Raw genomic sequence first — 16,301 nt, 5'->3', positions numbered from 1 at the left:
CACCCACACCCCCATGACCCAGTTCCCCGTCCGTGACGGCGAACTCATCATCGGCGGCATGGCGCTCACCCGGCTGGCCGCCCGCGTGGGGCAGACGCCCTTCTACGCCCATGACCGCGGCCTGCTCACCCGGCGCGTGGCGCAACTGCGGGAACAACTCCCCCGGGGCATCCAGCTTCACTACGCCATGAAGGCCAACCCCATGCCTGCCCTGGTCTGCCACATGGTCGGCCTGGTGGACGGCATCGACGTGGCCTCGGCCGGAGAACTCAAGGTGGCCCTGGACGCCGGCGCCGACCCCGCCGACATCAGCTTTGCCGGCCCCGGCAAGCAGCCCCTGGAACTGCAACAGGCCGTGGCCGCCGGCATCCTGGTCAACATCGAATCCTTCCGGGAAATCCCCCTCCTGGCCCAGGCATCGGAACAGCTGGGCCTTCCCGCCCGGGTGGCGGCTCGGGTCAACCCAGACTTCGAACTCAAGAGTTCCGGCATGAAGATGGGCGGCGGCCCCAAACAGTTCGGCGTGGATGCCGAGCAGGTGCCGGACCTGCTCCAGGCCATCGGCAACGCCGGGCTGCACTTTGAAGGCTTTCACCTGTTTGCCGGCTCCCAGAACCTGCAAGCCGGCGCCATCGTCGAGGCCCAGCAAAAAAGCTTTGAACTGGCCTGCCGACTGGCCGAACACGCCCCGGCACCGGTCCGGTTCCTCAATCTGGGGGGCGGCTTCGGCATCCCCTACTTCCCCGGAGAACGCCCCCTGGATCTGGCCCCCATCGGCGACAACCTGGCCACGCTCCAGGAGGAAGCGGCCCGCAGCCTGCCGGAGGCGGCACTGGTGATCGAACTGGGGCGCTACTTCGTGGGCGAGGCGGGGGTCTACGTCTGCCGCATCCTGGATCGCAAGCTCTCCCGCAGCCACCCCTACCTGGTCACCGACGGCGGCCTGCACCAGCACCTGGCGGCCTCGGGCAACTTCGGCCAGATCATCCGCAAGAACTACCCGGTGGCCATCGGCAACCGCATGGACGAAACGGATATGGAAACCGCCTCGGTGGTCGGCCCCCTGTGCACCCCTCTGGACCTGCTGGCCGACCGCATGACCCTGCCCAAGGCCCGCCCCGGCGATCTGGTGGTCATCTTTCAGTCAGGCGCCTACGGCCTGACGGCCAGCCCGGAAAAATTCCTCGGGCATCCGGGCATTCCGGAAATCCTGGTCTGACCAAGTAGCGAACATAATGCCCGCGACGAATCAGCCTCCCATCGACATCTACGGCATCAAATCTTGATGATGGTATCGCCATATCGTACCGCGAGCGGATCGCACCGGGTCACATCACCGCAGTCATGCATAATGCGCCTAATACTGCCTGGAGTTTCTGCCCGCCTCTTCCCCGCGAACAAACCCCGGATCCGGGGGCTCAATCCCCGGGAAATCCGCCACCGACCTCACTGAACGAGGGCGAAGAGACTTGCCAAGACCGGGAGCACTGGTTAAGCGATCAGGCTGCAAACGCCCCCAATCCCGAATCCCCCGCAAGCCCCACCAGACCGCTCCACAGACCTGCCAGCCCGCCCAGGCAGCCGCGGCCGCAATCCAGAGGCTCGTAGGATCCGGTCTCAGCCCCGCCATAAACAGCTTGCCCGACTCCATCACGACGGCCAGAATCAGTGCCAGAATCACCGCGACCAACACACCTTCATGGGGGGTGATTCCCCTCGGGCCCCAGCACCATAACCATACTCCGATGCCCATGGGAAAATACATCAGCACGTGGAAGATCACGCTACCAATCGCGACCGCCTCGGACACATTGTAGTGATACCAGAATGGCATAAACCTTACGGAATCCAACTTATCGGGCACTGATCCGGTTTCCAGACGGAAGCCCTCGCCCCCCAGATTGAGAACCGCCACAAACACCAAGAAAGGTATCAACAACACCAGCACCACCGGTCGTGCCCAATGGCGCAGGCGATCCGGGTTGAAATGGTCACGTGCCAGGAAAAGCATCGCCCCCACAATCACCCCCAGCGTGCGAGACAACCAAGAGCCGCCCTCGGCCACCCCCGATACAGTCAAAAACTGCCCCAACTCCACCCAAAACCCGAATACAGACGCCAAAACCAGCACAGCGACAAAAATCCCTGCTCCACTCAGAACCGACAAAGCCTTAACCAGCCACCATACCAGTAACATTCCCACCGGCGCCGTCACCACGACGATCATGCTGCGCAGCACCCACCACTCGCCCGCGACGGCATCAGAAACCGGAGCCCGCCATAAACCCCAATGATCCGAGGCCAGTTTTGCGGACACCTCCTGCCAGGACACCATGAAATCCCAGGGTAGCCAGGCAGCCAATACGTATGCCACGGCATATATCACCAATACCCACCAGAGGGCGGCGAGCCCCCCCTGCCGCAACATCGCTAACCATCGGCGCCCCGGCCCTGATAATCCATACCAGACCAGCATGCCCACCACACCACCAATGAAGTTGCCACTCATATCCAGCAGGGAAGGCTCGCGTCGAGGCAACCAGAACTGCAGGAACTCCACCGAGACTGTAGTCATCAAAGCCAACAACGCCACGAACAGCCCCACCAGGCAATGCCCCCAGAAGCCACGCACATAACCCGACAACCAAGCCGTCCAGAACAATCCCAACGGTACAAACATGAGGATATTGGCTACCCACTGCTGGCGGCCATCAAGGCTCAGCCCATACCAGCTCAGTTGGGTGAAGTGCTCAAGAGCATCCGCAAAGGACAAGTCACGGAACTCGAAGGGCATGAGGGTGGCGTACAGCACAGCCACAAAAGACACCCAAGCCCCAAGAGCCATTTTTCTTGAAGGATATGCCAGCATCATCAAGTCTTCGCCGCTGGCTCTCGGGTGAACCTGTGACGTATCCGCTGTGAACGTAAACCGGCTTTTCCTTGAGGAATGCTTCGGGTAGATTCACAGCCGACAGCCAGTGCCAACAACAGGATCAGAAAAAACAACAACTCCAGTCGTGGAGACCAAAATATCGAGCTAAATAACCCAATACTCATGGAACCCGCCAATGAGGCCAGGACCACCGAGTCCTGAAAGGATCCAGACAACATTCGACGCAACAGGTGCCAAAAACCCACCCCAATTAAAAGCAGAAATGAAAGCACGCCCGGCCATCCCAGGTCGAGCCAGATCTCCAACCACACATTTTCCACGCGCCATGGCCACAGATGATCCGTGGTGAAATACCAGTATCGCCCACCAGCGGAAAAGTCCCCATTTTTCAGCCATTCCCTTCCATCTTCAGAAACCATGCTTAGCCGACTCAATTCGATCACGGAATCATCGGTTTCATTTTGCAAGGACAACACCAGTTGACGACGAGAAAACCATGGGCCCGTTTTCAGATCTTCAATATTGAAACGTAGTACCTGTTGCGGTGAACTTTCACCTGAGTCAATGGAAACACGAGATGAGCGGCACCCATAGGAGTGTCGAATCGGTTTTTCACACACAAAAACATTGATTTTTGCAGGTCGATCCGATCGAGATTCCATGATCAAGGTATACTCGCCTTGCCAGGGAAGCCGAAGCCGCTGATTAATGAATAAAGAATCCCCCGTTCCCAATCGCAGTACACCAAGATCACCATCCATCACATACGCAAAATTCGCGGGCAAACGCCCTTGGTGATTTCCCAGAAGGTACAAACGCGGAAAACTGCCCGGCCCATGCCCAAAAAGGCTTGAGCCACCAACATTTCTGGCAAGATCTGTAGTGAGCTCCCAATGCTCCATGCGTAATTGTTTGTCCGAAACCCAGTGTGACATGCGCTGTTCAATCACACCACCACCGCCACCCACCCACAGAAAGATACTCGCGCTCAATACAATAGATAATGGAATAATCAACAACAACCGAGTACGTGGCAACTTTGGGTTCTGATGAAAAAATGCCAGAAATCCCCCCATGAGCAACACTACCAGCGCGACACCCATACCCAGATAACCAGCCCGTGAATAGGTCACTGCCAGGGCATACATTGCCGTACCGACAATCCCCATCGCCATTAAGCCCACCCACATGAAACGACGCTGCCCAACAGCCCAAAGCATCACAAACGGCAAGCTCATGACCAGATATGTTTCGATACTTGGACCACCCACATGCATATCGAAAAATGTGCCAGTTATGCGGTATCTACTGGAAAAATCCAGCAATCCAGGATATGTCGCGCGCTCCCACACCACCCACACGATACAGCCAACCAGGCCAAGCACCATGCCAGGCACGAACCAGCGCTTGAACAGCTCGCTGGATGGCTGATTAAATTGCCGCATGCAAATGAATAGCAGGAGAGCCCAGACCAAACCCTTGACAGCACGAAGGGCATGGTAATCATTAGTATAATGCACCCAAGTGTTTTCATCAGGAAAACGAAAAGGATAGAGCGTCAGCACGAGGCTGATCACCACAAAAAAAACAAAGAGTAATAAAGAAAATTTAATACCGAAAGGTAGAGGTATCCAGTTCTTTCCAGGTTGCCATCGGAACATCAGCACAGCCAAGGTGGCGATCAAGAACAGATCCAGCTCATCGACATAGAGCCGTCCCGTATGCATCGACAAATCCAGCGTTGGGATCAATGCGGGAATAACCAGCAAAAAAGCCTGAGGGCGCCACCACAACACACCCCCGTATAGCAATACAGCGACGAGGAGCCAAGGAGCCGCAACCGGCCAGCCAGCCGCCATGCCAACCGCCAGCATCGCCAGCATCAGCCCCATTACTTGAGCCATCCTGGTTCGAACAGGGTCAAACAGCTCAGCAGACACAGCAACCTTCCTCCAAACGGACACAGTCCTGGCGGTTCAAACTCATCATTGTCATACAAGGACTACCCTGGCGACTTGAGTCACGCAATATCCATGACCAAGGATATCCATAAGAGGCTAAGACGATCTGGCCAATGTCTCGAACCAGGCGCACTCGTACTGCCTGGGCACCGCCGGGTCAAAGGGCAAGGGTAAATCGCTCAAACGCCTGAAGATACCTAAAGCTTCCACCATCTGCGCATGGACCGGGGCATAATAGATCAGATGTATCGGTCGAGGTAACCGCACAAAAGATGCCCGTATGTTATCCAACACCTGCGCCATGACCTGACCTCGAAAGGGATCAAAGAAATAAAGCACAAGAGGGGTATCGGGCAAAGAAAACTCAGCAGCATCCGTCCATTTGACTTGAACATGCGGGAATTCAGGATGACCCAGACCATAGTGAGCCACGTTATCCAGTGCCTGTTGATATAATACCCTGGAAAACTCAACACCGATGATTCCAGCAAAGGGATAGTGTGCCGCCATCAGCAACACACGCCCTTTCCCACAGCCAAAATCCACGAACGTATAGTCTCGTAGATCCACATCAAGACGTGACATCATGCATTCAAAATGCCTGGCGCTGGTGGGCTGATATCGCACTCCAAAATCGCGGTTTTTACTGCTTACCAGGGCCTTGTTCAATTCAAGGAAACCACTGGTGCATACACCGTGCCTTCGATCAAACTCAGCATCCCGCCAATTGCGTACGGCATAAACCAAATTTTTGCAAAACAATCGCGGGATGATTAAAAAACCTTCATCACGTATCTTTCGAACCATTGTTACGAAAAAATTCATAGTGAATCCTTAGTCCATGCATCACCCCCTGCAGGCCACATTGGCCGAGCATGGCCTAATCTCCATGGACTCTGAATTTCACTCACCAAGGACCTCAAAGCACCGTATAAACAATCCATGATTACACCGGCCACCTCGGCATCATACTGATTCTCATCAAAGATCAATCGCAACCCCGGCCGGGGCACAGCGTTCACAATCAAGGTCAACCCGTAAGTCGGAATTGTCCGAAAAGCATCTCCTCTCACCAGGAGCACACTGTTCTGTCCCGCGCTCAGAGGGCGATAATTCGACATCACCAGCAAACTATCGAACAGGGAAACCGATGGAGGTATTTCCAACCACTCACGGATTCGTGTCAATGGCGTGTATTCACAATCCTGCAGGGAAAGCATCCGTGTCTGCATTTCTCTCAGCCATGCCATCACGCCGCCCGGTCTGTCGGGCAACGTCACCTGAACGGGTAACGTGGTCACACACATGCCGACCACATCAGTGAGGTCACCGGCCGGAAGAGCATGCCGACCGGACATCACCATGCCGAAACGGGCGACATGCCCGCCACTACGACAGCAAAGCGCCAAGGCCCAAGCCGCCTGGTAAAGTATGGCAGGAGTGCATCCGGTTTCTTGGGCAAAACGCCCCAGAGCGCTTTCCAGGGGACCCAGTTCACGATCCAGATGCACATACCGCGGATCGCCAGATGCTGGCTTCGACGCTTCCGCCCTGCCCCTGTCCAACAAAGGTGTCAGGGTTCGTTTCCAGAAATCCTCGACCGCCGAAAGGTCCTGCTGTTGCATCCAGTCAATATAGTCTCGAAAAGTGACTCTCGGCGGAGTCGAATCCGGCACCTCCCCTCGGGACATCGCGTCATAATCCGCCAGCACCTCACCCAGCACCTGGTTCATGGACCAGCCATCGAGGATCAGATGATGATGCGTCCACACCAGGTAATGGCATTCCGGGTCAAGGCGGACCAGTGCAAGACGCATCAACGGCGGTTGATCCAGTACAAACCCCGCAGCAAGGGCATCTGATTTCAAAGCGGCGATCAGATCATTACGCGCTGAAGCCGTTAATCTGGCTGCATCCACAATCTCCAGGGGAAGCCTCACATCGCGCCAGACAACCTGGAGCAGGCGCCGCTCGAACCGCCTTAAAAAACCACTGCGCAAAACCGCATGCCGCCTCATCACCCGATCCCAGCAGGCTTGAAAGTGACTGATGTTCAGACGCCCTTCCAGAGCGTAACAATATTGATCCACATATACCGTCTTGTCGCGAGACAAAACTGCCTGCAGATAAATCCCCTGCTGAGTCGATGTCGGTGGGTGAACATCCTCGTAGCTTCCCTCACAGTCCAGAATGGCGCAGCGGGCCGCCAAAGACAGTGGTTCGATAGGCTTCAGCCCACCGGGCGACGCGCCCGGCGCGCCCTGCGGCGCCGACATCAACCCCCTCACTCTTGCCGCCAGACCTGCCACGGTGGGGTGACGGAAAATATCTTGCGGACGAACCCTGATACCCTTGGCGCGCGCAGCTGCACTGATCGTCAAGGCAGCCAGCGAATCCCCTCCGGCACCGAAAAAGTCATCGTCCAGCCCCAGAGCCGAACAGCCCAACTCCTGGCGCCAGATACGCAATAACCGCCACTCTAAGGTCTCTGGATCGCCCCCTTCGATAACGGGCTCCGTTGTCGCATGAGAAATTTGCCACGACGCTCCGTCCATCTGGACCAACCGCCGCCGATCGATCTTGCCAGCGGGCGTCATGGGCAACGCAGCAAGCAACAGAATGTCGGACGGCACCAACGCCATTGGAAAATGACGCGCCATCCACTGTTTCACCTCCGCAGTGTCCAGTAATGCTCCAATGATCGGCACCACGCAGGCGCGCAATCTCAAGTCACCCGATTCACCCGACAATCCCACCACGGCCCCCTGAGCAACCCCCGGGCACTGCTCCAGCACTCGCTCCAACTCCCCCAACTCCACACGCATGCCCCGGATCTGCAGTTGCTCATCCATCCGGCCCAGGTAGTCAACCGATCCATCATCAAGCCAACGCCCCATATCCCCCGTGCGATAAACACGGGTACTGCCTTGCACGCCAAAGGGATCAGGGGAAAATCTTTCCTGGGTCTGCCCGGGTTGTCGCCAATAGCCATTACCCACGGCGATGCCACCTACGAAAATCTCTCCGGGCGTACCCACAGGCAAGGGGCACCCCTGTGCATCACAGATGTAAAGGATCACGTTGGGTAGCGGCTGGCCAATGGAAGTCCGCAACTGCATCGTAGGCAAGGGCTGACGAATGAGAGCCTGAGTAACATCATCGGCCGCCTCGGTCGGTCCATAGGCATTGATGACGGGTATTTCCGGATAGCGTTGCAACCAAACATTGACCAGCTCCACCGGCGCCGCCTCCCCCGTAAATATCAAATACCGAAGGGAAGGTAACGCCAACGGAACCGGAGCAGCGGAATCCAGATAAAGCAACAGGTGCCGGATCACCACCGGTACTAGCTCCACCAAAGTGGCACCTTGCGTGATGATCTGCCCGGCCAGTCGCTCAACGTCCATCACGTCATCGACGATCACAGTACGGCCACCAAAGAGTAGTGGGGCCACCATCTGCCACACAGAGATATCAGAAGATGCCGGTGCCGTCTGCAGAAAACACACCAGTGCACCAGCGCCAAGCCGTTGCACCTCTCCCAAAATATGATTGACGGCACTGTCGTGCCGGACGATGGCCCCCTTGGGATGGCCCGTGGAACCCGAGGTATAGATCATGTAAGCCGGGTCCGTCGGGTGAGCTTTTCCCTGACTTAAAAACACAGAGGATTTCGTCATGGCAGGAGTCGGACCAGAATTGAAGATGGGAAATATCCGGCCCGCCTCCCGACACAGCACCAGAGTGCTTGAAGCAATCTGGTTTAGCACCACATCATGGACGGACAGGGTCGTCGCTTCCACCAGGACGGCACTGGGCATACTGTCTTCCAGCATGTAGCTTATACGCTCGGCGGGATAGCTGAACTCGATGGGTACATAGGCTGCACCGGTCTTCCAGATCCCGAGCATGCAAACCAGAAAACCGATACCCCGGGGCTGGAAAACGGCCACGAAATCACCGCGTCCAATGCCATGGCGTCGCAAAACGTCCATGACAATGTCCGCCTCGCGATCCAGCGCCGAGTATCGGAAGCATTGATCGTCATGGACACAGGCCACCGCAACAGGAGTACGCCTCGCTTGCGCCTCCACAAGCTGATCCAGCGTCTGATCCAGAGGAAACATTGCTTCATGACGATTGAAATCAACCAGTACACGACGGGTTTCACCAGGCGGCATCAGCCTGATCCGCCCGATCCGGGACGGGCATGACGGCGGCACCCGCTGCAAGAGATGTTCAAGCTGCCGGACCACGGACACCATGGCCCCAGCGGTGTAGAGTCGACAGTTATATTCCAACGTCAACTGGGGGATGCATCCCCTCCATATGCAATGCAACATCACCTCGGCACCGCCATCCGATGATCTTCCACGTCCCCCACGGGATATCTGCACCCCAACCGGCACACGACCACCGCCCTGCCTCTGCGCACGTTTTCGCAAACGACCGGGTAGCCGCCAATCGCGTTCCAGGCAACGGACCAACACATCAAAACGTCCCTCACGCCTTGCAATAATCCTCGCTGGCCAAGCGCGCCCGCTAATCCGATCAAAGACACCGATTACCAGAGTTTCGGTTGTCACATGCCGAGCCAAAATCAACGCAAGGCAAGCCATCACATAAGGCATCCCAGCCTCTGGAGCTGGCGTACCTTGCTCTGCCAGACGCAGGCGTGCAGGGGCTTTAAGCGCAACAGGCATGAAATCGGGTTGATGCACATAAGGGGCAGGACAGGCAAAATCCCGAATAAAACCGCTTTGTGTGACCAGCGAATCCATTTCCGTTGAGGATCTGTTGAACATGGGCTGTGCCTCGGAGTCAGTGGCCAAGGGTCGTGTTCAGCACCTCCTCAATGGTTCGCAAACCATGTTCCAGCAACACAGGAGGAATATTCAAGGGAGGGAGCAGCTTCAGCACGGCATCACCTCGGCCAGCAGTTTCCACTATCAGGCCCTTGTCAAAGCAGCCTCGCGAAATCCTGGCGGCCATATCCCCCCCGCCCATGCCTGCAAAATCAACACCCCATATCATGCCCAGGCCACGTACCTGCAACTGTGGGAAACGGCACTGCCAGCTCTGTACCACCGCGGATATCACTGCTTCGTGTTCCATCACCCTAGCCGTTATTCCAAAATCCTTGGCATACTCCAGTGCAGCCTCACCAGCCACAAAGGCCAGCTGGTTGCCGCGAAAAGTGCCGTTGTGTTCCCCCGGCTCCCAGACATCCAGTTCCGGCCGCAGCAAAACAAGTGCCATGGGCAGGCCGTAACCACTGATCGATTTTGACAACGTCACGATATCAGGTCGAATACACGCCCTCTCGAACGAAAAGAATGGCCCCGTGCGAAAGCATCCCACCTGGATGTCATCGCATATAAGAAGAATACCGTGATATCGGCAGAAGGCTTCCAACCTCTGCAACCAAGGAATGGGAGCGACGTAGACACCACCTTCGGCCTGCACAGTTTCAAGAATGATGGCAGCCGGCAAAGTACAACCCGAGTGAGTGTCGTCGAACAAGCGCTCCAGATACGCCATGGCATCCACGCCACAGGGGCGTTCGTCCGGATATGGCAAGAACATGACATGCTGCGGCTCAATACCGGCTGCCCGACGCAGGCGCCTGTTTCCGGTGATGGCCAGGCTACCTAGGGTCATGCCGTGGTAACCGCCCTGGAAGGCGCATACAGTGTTTCTTCCAGTGACACGGCGGGCGATCTTCAGGGCGGCCTCAACGGCGTTGGTCCCGGTAGGCCCGCAGAACTGCAGTTTGTAATCCAGACCTCGGGGCTCCAGGACGTCCTGCACAAATCTTTCAATGAAACGTGACTTAGCATCAGTATGCAGATCAAGCCCATGAGAAAGACCGTCACCCGCGATATAGGTCATCAACCGGACCTTGATAAAATCGTGATTGTGCCCATAGTTGAGGGCACCCGCTCCGGACAAAAAATCCAGATAGGATTGCCCTTCCTCGGAAAACATGAAGGCACCCTTGGCCGTAGCAAATACCCGTGGAAAAGATCGGCAATAGCTACGCACATTGGATTCGTGCCTTTCAAAAAGCTCAAGCCCGCTCTTCTCGGGCGGCCTTGTTCCTGCAAAGTTTCCCTGCAGATCAACTCTCTCACAAAATTGTGACGCAGGCACGGCGGTAGTATTCATGGCTGAAGCCTCGGGAAAAAGGTCATGAATACTTAACCAAAAAACGCGCCAAAATAATGTCTACCGCTTTAGTCTACAAAAATCAAACGCAAGACAAAAGCCAGCACACAAAAAAAACAAAAAATAAAGCCAAAAAAATTAATCAGTTACACTGAAAAAGCAAAACCCCACAGCGAAAAAAATGACTTTTAATCGATATAAAGCCAAGCATTGAAAATACCCTCAGGATACAGAGGCAAACAAAAACAAACACTCTAAACACAACCCCGAGGTCAACGGTGTAAACTTCAGCGACAAAAAAACTATTTCTTCAAGCCGCACACCCTTCAATAAAATTTATGCTCAATAATGAAAATTTATCAAACGCACCACAACCAAAAAACCACCCTCACCCCGGAATACTTTTGATATCCATCAAAAAACAACTACCCTATAAAACCTCAGCGCTGAATAAATTAATGAAAACACCCACACCTAAAAACGTTCCCATCACTTCAAGACCAACTCACATCTAACCAGAGAAGATCCAAACTCCCTGAGCACAGGATAACGAAACACTGAAATACCACGAATAGGTATAGTTTCAAATGACTTCACGCGAAACCCACTATTTCTTATAATTTTCTCAAATTTTCGGATAGACATCTGATTCAACCCACCCTCCACCTCACCAAAGCGAGTCGCACCATCAGACTTAAAATCAGAGCGCCAACGGATTAACGATGCCTCAGTAAATATCAGGTGAGCCCAAGGGAATACCGAGAACAAATGCCCACCGTAAGGGTGGTACCAGGTAGGGCCAAATGCTGCCAGAATCTTTCCATCCGGCTTGAGTCTCTGTCGCATCTCATCAAGCACCGCTTCTGGATCAGGAAAATGCTCAAAGGCATCCTTACTCAGGATCACATCGGCAGACCGCTCAATCCGGGATACAAATTCACAGCGGTCCGCGACTCCAGCCTTTATTGCATTCGTACGCGCCTCGCTTAGCGCATGCTCCCGAATATCCACGCCCGTTACTGATTTTGCACCGGCTTTGGCCAGTTCAATCGCCTGGATACCGACACCACATCCGAAATCAATCACATCCTTGCCACGAACCCTCTCAAAGATTTCTGGCCCAAAATGGACTATCAGGCTTCCATCTATTGCTTCTGCTGTCCCCTCGGACGCCGCATTATGCACTGACAGACAGCCTTGCCGTGGGTGTCGCGGAGCGATCCGCCGCAACAACTGGTAGCCCAACTCCCCTCCAATCATCCCCATAACCCACCTCCTCAGGAAACGTTCTACCCGCCAACAGTGTAAACTGGATTGATTGCATCAAAAACATGGCACCATATCCCCCTACTTCAGAATATCAGCATCCACCGACTGGCTACGAAAGGAGAGACTTGGTAACCTCCACAAAAGAAGGAAAGCCCTGCGCAGTAAAGCCGCACAGCTTCCTGTACGGTGGAAGCCGCCAACCGGGCCGACACGACTCACGACCTTCAGCCAAAGCCACCGCACACCACCTCAGACAAAGGCGATCCCGTGGAACCCAGCGAATCGGCGAAGTGGAAGACCCGAACACACTCCGAATTTGTCGAGTATTACGCCCAACAGAGCTTGAGCGAGGTGGCTGAAACACGTTCAAGGGGCCTACGGGACAAGTTGCTGAGGTTTCAGGATGGTCCGCGATCTCCGCTAAACGTCGCTGATATCGGGTGTAATGCAGGCACACAAAGTCGGGTCTGGGCAGAACAAGGGCACTACGTCTACGGTGTTGATATCAATGAGGATCTGGTCCGGCTGGCTCGTGAACGGCTCCAACAGGCCGATCTGAAGGCTGCCTTCCATATTGCCTCGGCAACCTCTCTGCCTTTTGCCGATGCATCCATGGATGTATGTATCGCTCCCGAACTGCTTGAACATGTCTCGGAATGGCAAAAATGCCTGCATGAGTTCACGCGCATCCTAAAACCTGGTGGCGTGCTCTACATCAGCACAACCAACCGCCTATGCCCCAAGCAGAACGAATTCGATCTACCACTGTACAGTTGGTACCCCACCCGATTAAAGCGGCGATATGAGCGTCTTGCGGTTACCACGCGACCTGAGCTAGTCAACTACGCAGCCTATCCTGCAGTCAACTGGTTCACTTACTATCAATTGCGCGATCACTTGAAAACCTTGGGCATGGAGGTCGGCGACCGGTTCGACCATATGGAAATTGGTCAAAATCCTTTGCGGCGCCTGGCACTTTCTGCCATTCAGTTTTCCCCCACCATCCGGTGGATAGCCCACATCAGCAGCCCATCCACATCCATTTTCGCCCGGAAACCACGCACATGAGCATCGTCTCAGACGCCCGAGTCTCCGTCATTATTCCAGCCTTCAATGCGCGCCCTTTCATTGGTGAGGCAATCCGTAGCGTTGAAGACCAGGGATTCGATGAATTGCAGATCATCGTGGTGGACGATGGGTCCACCGATGGAACAGGTGATTACGTTGCCATTCATTATCCCTCCGTTCATCTGATCCGTAAACGTAATGGCGGTGCGGCCACCGCCCGAAATGCGGGGCTTGTCCATGCCACCGGTGACTATATCGCTTTTCTGGACGCGGATGACCTTTGGTTGCCCGGGAAGCTCAAAGCACAATTAGCCCATCTGGAAACTCACCCTGAAATTCAACTTGTCTGTAGTGGTTTCGAGCGTTTGGAACCCAACCAGGATGGGACTTTTCCAAGCCTGGAACCCATATTGGAAAAAGCTGACAGCATTCCAAGCAACCTACTAAACCCCGATTTTTCTGGCTGGATTTATCACAAGCTACTCATAAACTGCGAAGTATGGACATCAACAGTCGTATTCCGGAGAAAACTCATGGACAGCATTGGATTCTTCGATGAATCCCTGCGCCTGGGCCAGGATTATGATTACTGGCTTCGTGCATCACGAAGCACGCAAATTCATTTCCTGCTCCGCCCCATGGCTATCTACCGCCAGCACTCACATAGCGCCACAGCCAAAGGCGCTCCTGTCAGCTATGGTGCGCTGGTGCTAACAAATGCCATACAAAGGTGGGGTTATGAAAGTCCTGACGGACAAAAAGTTCCTGCACTAAAAGTTCGCGATCGCATAGCAAGCATACATTTTACCTTAGGCTATCGGCACTACATGACTCAACAGTATCATCTTGCAGTTAAAGACTTTGTATCTTCTATTTTTCAATATCCTTTACAACCCAAAGCATGGGTGTACCTAGCGTTAGCTACCCTGAAACTTCCCGCAAGCACCATGCGGGGCTAACGATCAACTTTTTCCTGAGAAAATTCCCAATATGTTGGAAACCCTTCGCAAGACCGGCAGGTTGATCGATCGGCGGGACCGCAGCAAAGTGATCATCCTGGCGATCTTAATGATCATCACCGCCTTCATGCAAACGGGTGCCGTCGCTTCGGTCATGCCCTTTCTGGCAGTGCTTTCCGATCCGGAGATCGTACAGTCGAACAGCACTTTCAACGCTGTATTCGAAAGACTGGGGTTCGAATCCACGAATAGCTTCCTCTACTTTCTCGGCATCGCGGCATTCGTGGTATTCCTGATCGGTACAGCCCTGCAGGCCCTTACCCACTGGGCCATCACTCGCTTTACCCACCTGCAGCAATATGAGTTGTCACGACGATTAATGGGCGACTACCTGCGCCGCCCCTACACCTTCTTCCTGGGTCGCAACTCAGGGGATCTGGCCAAAACCATCTTGGAAGAGACTAACCATGCCACCAACGGTGCCATCATGCCGTTGTTGCGATTAGTCAGCCAGGTACTTCTGGCCATTTTCATCATTGCGCTCCTGATTGCAGTGGATCCGCTACTATCCGTAACCGTTGCTTTGCTATTGGGCAGCATTTATGGCGGTATTTACCTCATTGCACGCACTTGGCTTGGCCGCATTGGCAAAGACCGGGTGGAAGCCAACCGCCTGCGCTTCACTGCGGCAGCCGAAGCCTTTGCCGGAGCCAAGGAGATCCGACTTCTCGGACGTGAACGGGACTATCTGGAACGCTATCGGCAACCTTCCAAGCGATACGCACTCCACCAGGCAAATGCCATACTGCTACAAAGCATGCCTCAATACGCCATTGAGGCGATCGCATTCGGAGGCGTACTGCTGCTGGTGCTGTTCCTGATGGCCGGAGACGGCGGCCTCGCCCAAGCACTACCGCTGATCGGACTTTATGCCCTGGCTGGCAGGCAGTTGATCCCCGCTTTTCAGAAGATATTCGCCACCATTACCACGCTGCGTTTCAGCGCTGCCACCGTCGACAATATCCTCAGAGACCTCGACCATCAAACCGACACCAACTCTCCAAATGAACGCTCTCAAACAGTCGCTCCCCTAGTACCCCATGCAGTAATTAGGATGAATGAAGTCACCTACCGCTACCCCAGCCATGAAAAAATTGCAATCAATGGCATATCACTTGAGATAGGTGCAAATACCACCGTTGGCTTCATCGGCTCATCCGGCGCAGGCAAAAGCACGATTGTAGATCTCTTGCTTGGGTTGCTCACACCCGAGAGCGGCGAAATATTTATCGACGATACCCGGCTCAATGTCAGCAATTTGCGTAACTGGCAGGCGGCCATCGGGTATGTACCACAACACATCTTCCTTGCGGATCAATCGGTGGCAGCAAACATCGCACTGGGCGTACCCGAAGACCAGATCGATCAAGCCGCTGTGGAAAAGGCAGCACGCCTTGCAAACCTGCACCACTTTGTGATTGAGGACTTGCCAGATGGGTACAGCACCATCATCGGAGAACGGGGCACGCGCCTTTCAGGCGGCCAACGCCAACGTATCGGGATCGCACGCGCGCTTTACCGCGATCCTGGCGTACTATTCTTTGATGAGGCCACCAGTGCTCTGGACAACGCCACAGAACACGCCGTGATGGAAGCCATACACAACTTGGCAGGCAAAAAGACGATCGTCTTGGTAGCACACCGCTTGTCCACTGTTAAACCCTGCGATCAAATCCATATTTTGGAACGTGGGCGAATAGTCGCAAGTGGAGACTGGGAAAAACTGTCCAAGTACAACAAGGCTTTCCAGAAGATTGCTTCGAACACAATCTAGCAGATCCGCCATAGAAACCAGAAAACGACATTATTAACCCGGCAATCAAATAGATCCACATTGTGCTATGATTTGATGCATGAAAAAAGATGATGCCAGAACCCTACACCCTGCGGCGCAGGAAGAGAAGCGCAAGACGGCGGTTCGTC

10 protein-coding genes are annotated in these 16,301 nt (G+C 54.6%); 4 read left to right on the top strand and 6 right to left on the bottom strand.

Annotated elements, in window-relative coordinates:
* Positions 1-1,219: pyridoxal-dependent decarboxylase, exosortase A system-associated (locus CKO35_RS16480; RefSeq protein WP_420870766.1), on the top strand; the 1,219-nt coding region annotated here is incomplete at its 5' end.
* Positions 1,220-1,357: 138 nt separating this feature from the next.
* Here CKO35_RS16480 and CKO35_RS16475 read toward each other — a convergent pair.
* From CKO35_RS16475 to CKO35_RS16450, 6 genes are all read right to left on the bottom strand, one after another.
* Positions 1,358-2,872, bottom strand: a complete 1,515-nt coding sequence (locus CKO35_RS16475) for a VanZ family protein (RefSeq protein WP_242467304.1) — start codon at positions 2,870-2,872, stop codon at positions 1,358-1,360.
* Entirely contained in the window at positions 2,872-4,833 is a 1,962-nt protein-coding gene (locus CKO35_RS16470) for an O-antigen ligase family protein (RefSeq protein WP_200177207.1), read from the bottom strand. Before CKO35_RS16470 ends, CKO35_RS16475 begins: the two co-directional genes overlap by 1 nt.
* A 117-nt stretch (positions 4,834-4,950) precedes the next feature.
* A complete protein-coding gene (locus CKO35_RS16465) occupies positions 4,951-5,679 on the bottom strand; it encodes a class I SAM-dependent methyltransferase (RefSeq protein ID WP_200177206.1) in 729 nt (242 codons plus the stop codon).
* Entirely contained in the window at positions 5,676-9,659 is a 3,984-nt protein-coding gene (locus CKO35_RS16460; protein ID WP_200177205.1) for a non-ribosomal peptide synthetase, read from the bottom strand. Before CKO35_RS16460 ends, CKO35_RS16465 begins: the two co-directional genes overlap by 4 nt.
* 16 nt (positions 9,660-9,675) lie before the next feature.
* On the bottom strand, positions 9,676-11,022 hold the full coding sequence (gene ectB / locus CKO35_RS16455; RefSeq protein ID WP_200177204.1) for a diaminobutyrate--2-oxoglutarate transaminase: 1,347 nt from the start codon (positions 11,020-11,022) through the stop codon (positions 9,676-9,678).
* A 489-nt stretch (positions 11,023-11,511) separates the two neighbouring features.
* Positions 11,512-12,288 carry a class I SAM-dependent methyltransferase gene (locus tag CKO35_RS16450; RefSeq protein WP_200177203.1) on the bottom strand — a complete coding sequence of 259 codons (777 nt, stop codon included), beginning with the start codon at positions 12,286-12,288 and terminating at the stop codon, positions 11,512-11,514.
* 270 nt (positions 12,289-12,558) lie between these two features.
* Between CKO35_RS16450 and CKO35_RS16445 the strand changes: the two genes are divergently transcribed.
* Genes CKO35_RS16445 through CKO35_RS16435 form a run of 3 tightly spaced genes read left to right on the top strand, consistent with a single transcriptional unit; the run spans position 12,559 to position 16,152 of the window.
* A complete protein-coding gene (locus CKO35_RS16445; RefSeq protein WP_200177202.1) occupies positions 12,559-13,359 on the top strand; it encodes a methyltransferase domain-containing protein in 801 nt (266 codons plus the stop codon).
* Positions 13,356-14,318: a glycosyltransferase family 2 protein gene (locus CKO35_RS16440; protein ID WP_200177201.1), complete on the top strand. Its 963-nt coding sequence runs from the start codon at positions 13,356-13,358 to the stop codon at positions 14,316-14,318. Before CKO35_RS16445 ends, CKO35_RS16440 begins: the two co-directional genes overlap by 4 nt.
* Positions 14,319-14,349: 31 nt before the next feature.
* Complete coding sequence (locus CKO35_RS16435) at positions 14,350-16,152, top strand: ABC transporter ATP-binding protein (protein WP_200177200.1); 1,803 nt, start codon at positions 14,350-14,352, stop codon at positions 16,150-16,152.
* Positions 16,153-16,301 lie beyond the last annotated feature (149 nt).

The sequence above is a fragment of the Ectothiorhodospira shaposhnikovii genome, assembly GCF_016584105.1.
Lineage (GTDB): Bacteria > Pseudomonadota > Gammaproteobacteria > Ectothiorhodospirales > Ectothiorhodospiraceae > Ectothiorhodospira > Ectothiorhodospira shaposhnikovii.
The sequence above is the reverse complement of the archived record's forward strand: the minus strand, read 5'-3'. Positions and strand labels throughout refer to the sequence as shown.

What these genes read in the sequence shown, in the direction of transcription:
- CKO35_RS16475 (WP_242467304.1), bottom strand. Translation starts at nt 2,872, where the DNA reads ATGATGCTGGCATATCCTTCAAGAAAAATGGCTCTTGGGGCTTGGGTG.
- CKO35_RS16465 (WP_200177206.1), bottom strand. Translation starts at nt 5,679, where the DNA reads ATGAATTTTTTCGTAACAATGGTTCGAAAGATACGTGATGAAGGTTTT.
- CKO35_RS16460 (WP_200177205.1), bottom strand. Translation starts at nt 9,659, where the DNA reads ATGTTCAACAGATCCTCAACGGAAATGGATTCGCTGGTCACACAAAGC.
- ectB (WP_200177204.1), bottom strand. Translation starts at nt 11,022, where the DNA reads ATGAATACTACCGCCGTGCCTGCGTCACAATTTTGTGAGAGAGTTGAT.
- CKO35_RS16450 (WP_200177203.1), bottom strand. Translation starts at nt 12,288, where the DNA reads ATGGGGATGATTGGAGGGGAGTTGGGCTACCAGTTGTTGCGGCGGATC.
- CKO35_RS16440 (WP_200177201.1), top strand. Translation starts at nt 13,356, where the DNA reads ATGAGCATCGTCTCAGACGCCCGAGTCTCCGTCATTATTCCAGCCTTC.
- CKO35_RS16435 (WP_200177200.1), top strand. Translation starts at nt 14,350, where the DNA reads ATGTTGGAAACCCTTCGCAAGACCGGCAGGTTGATCGATCGGCGGGAC.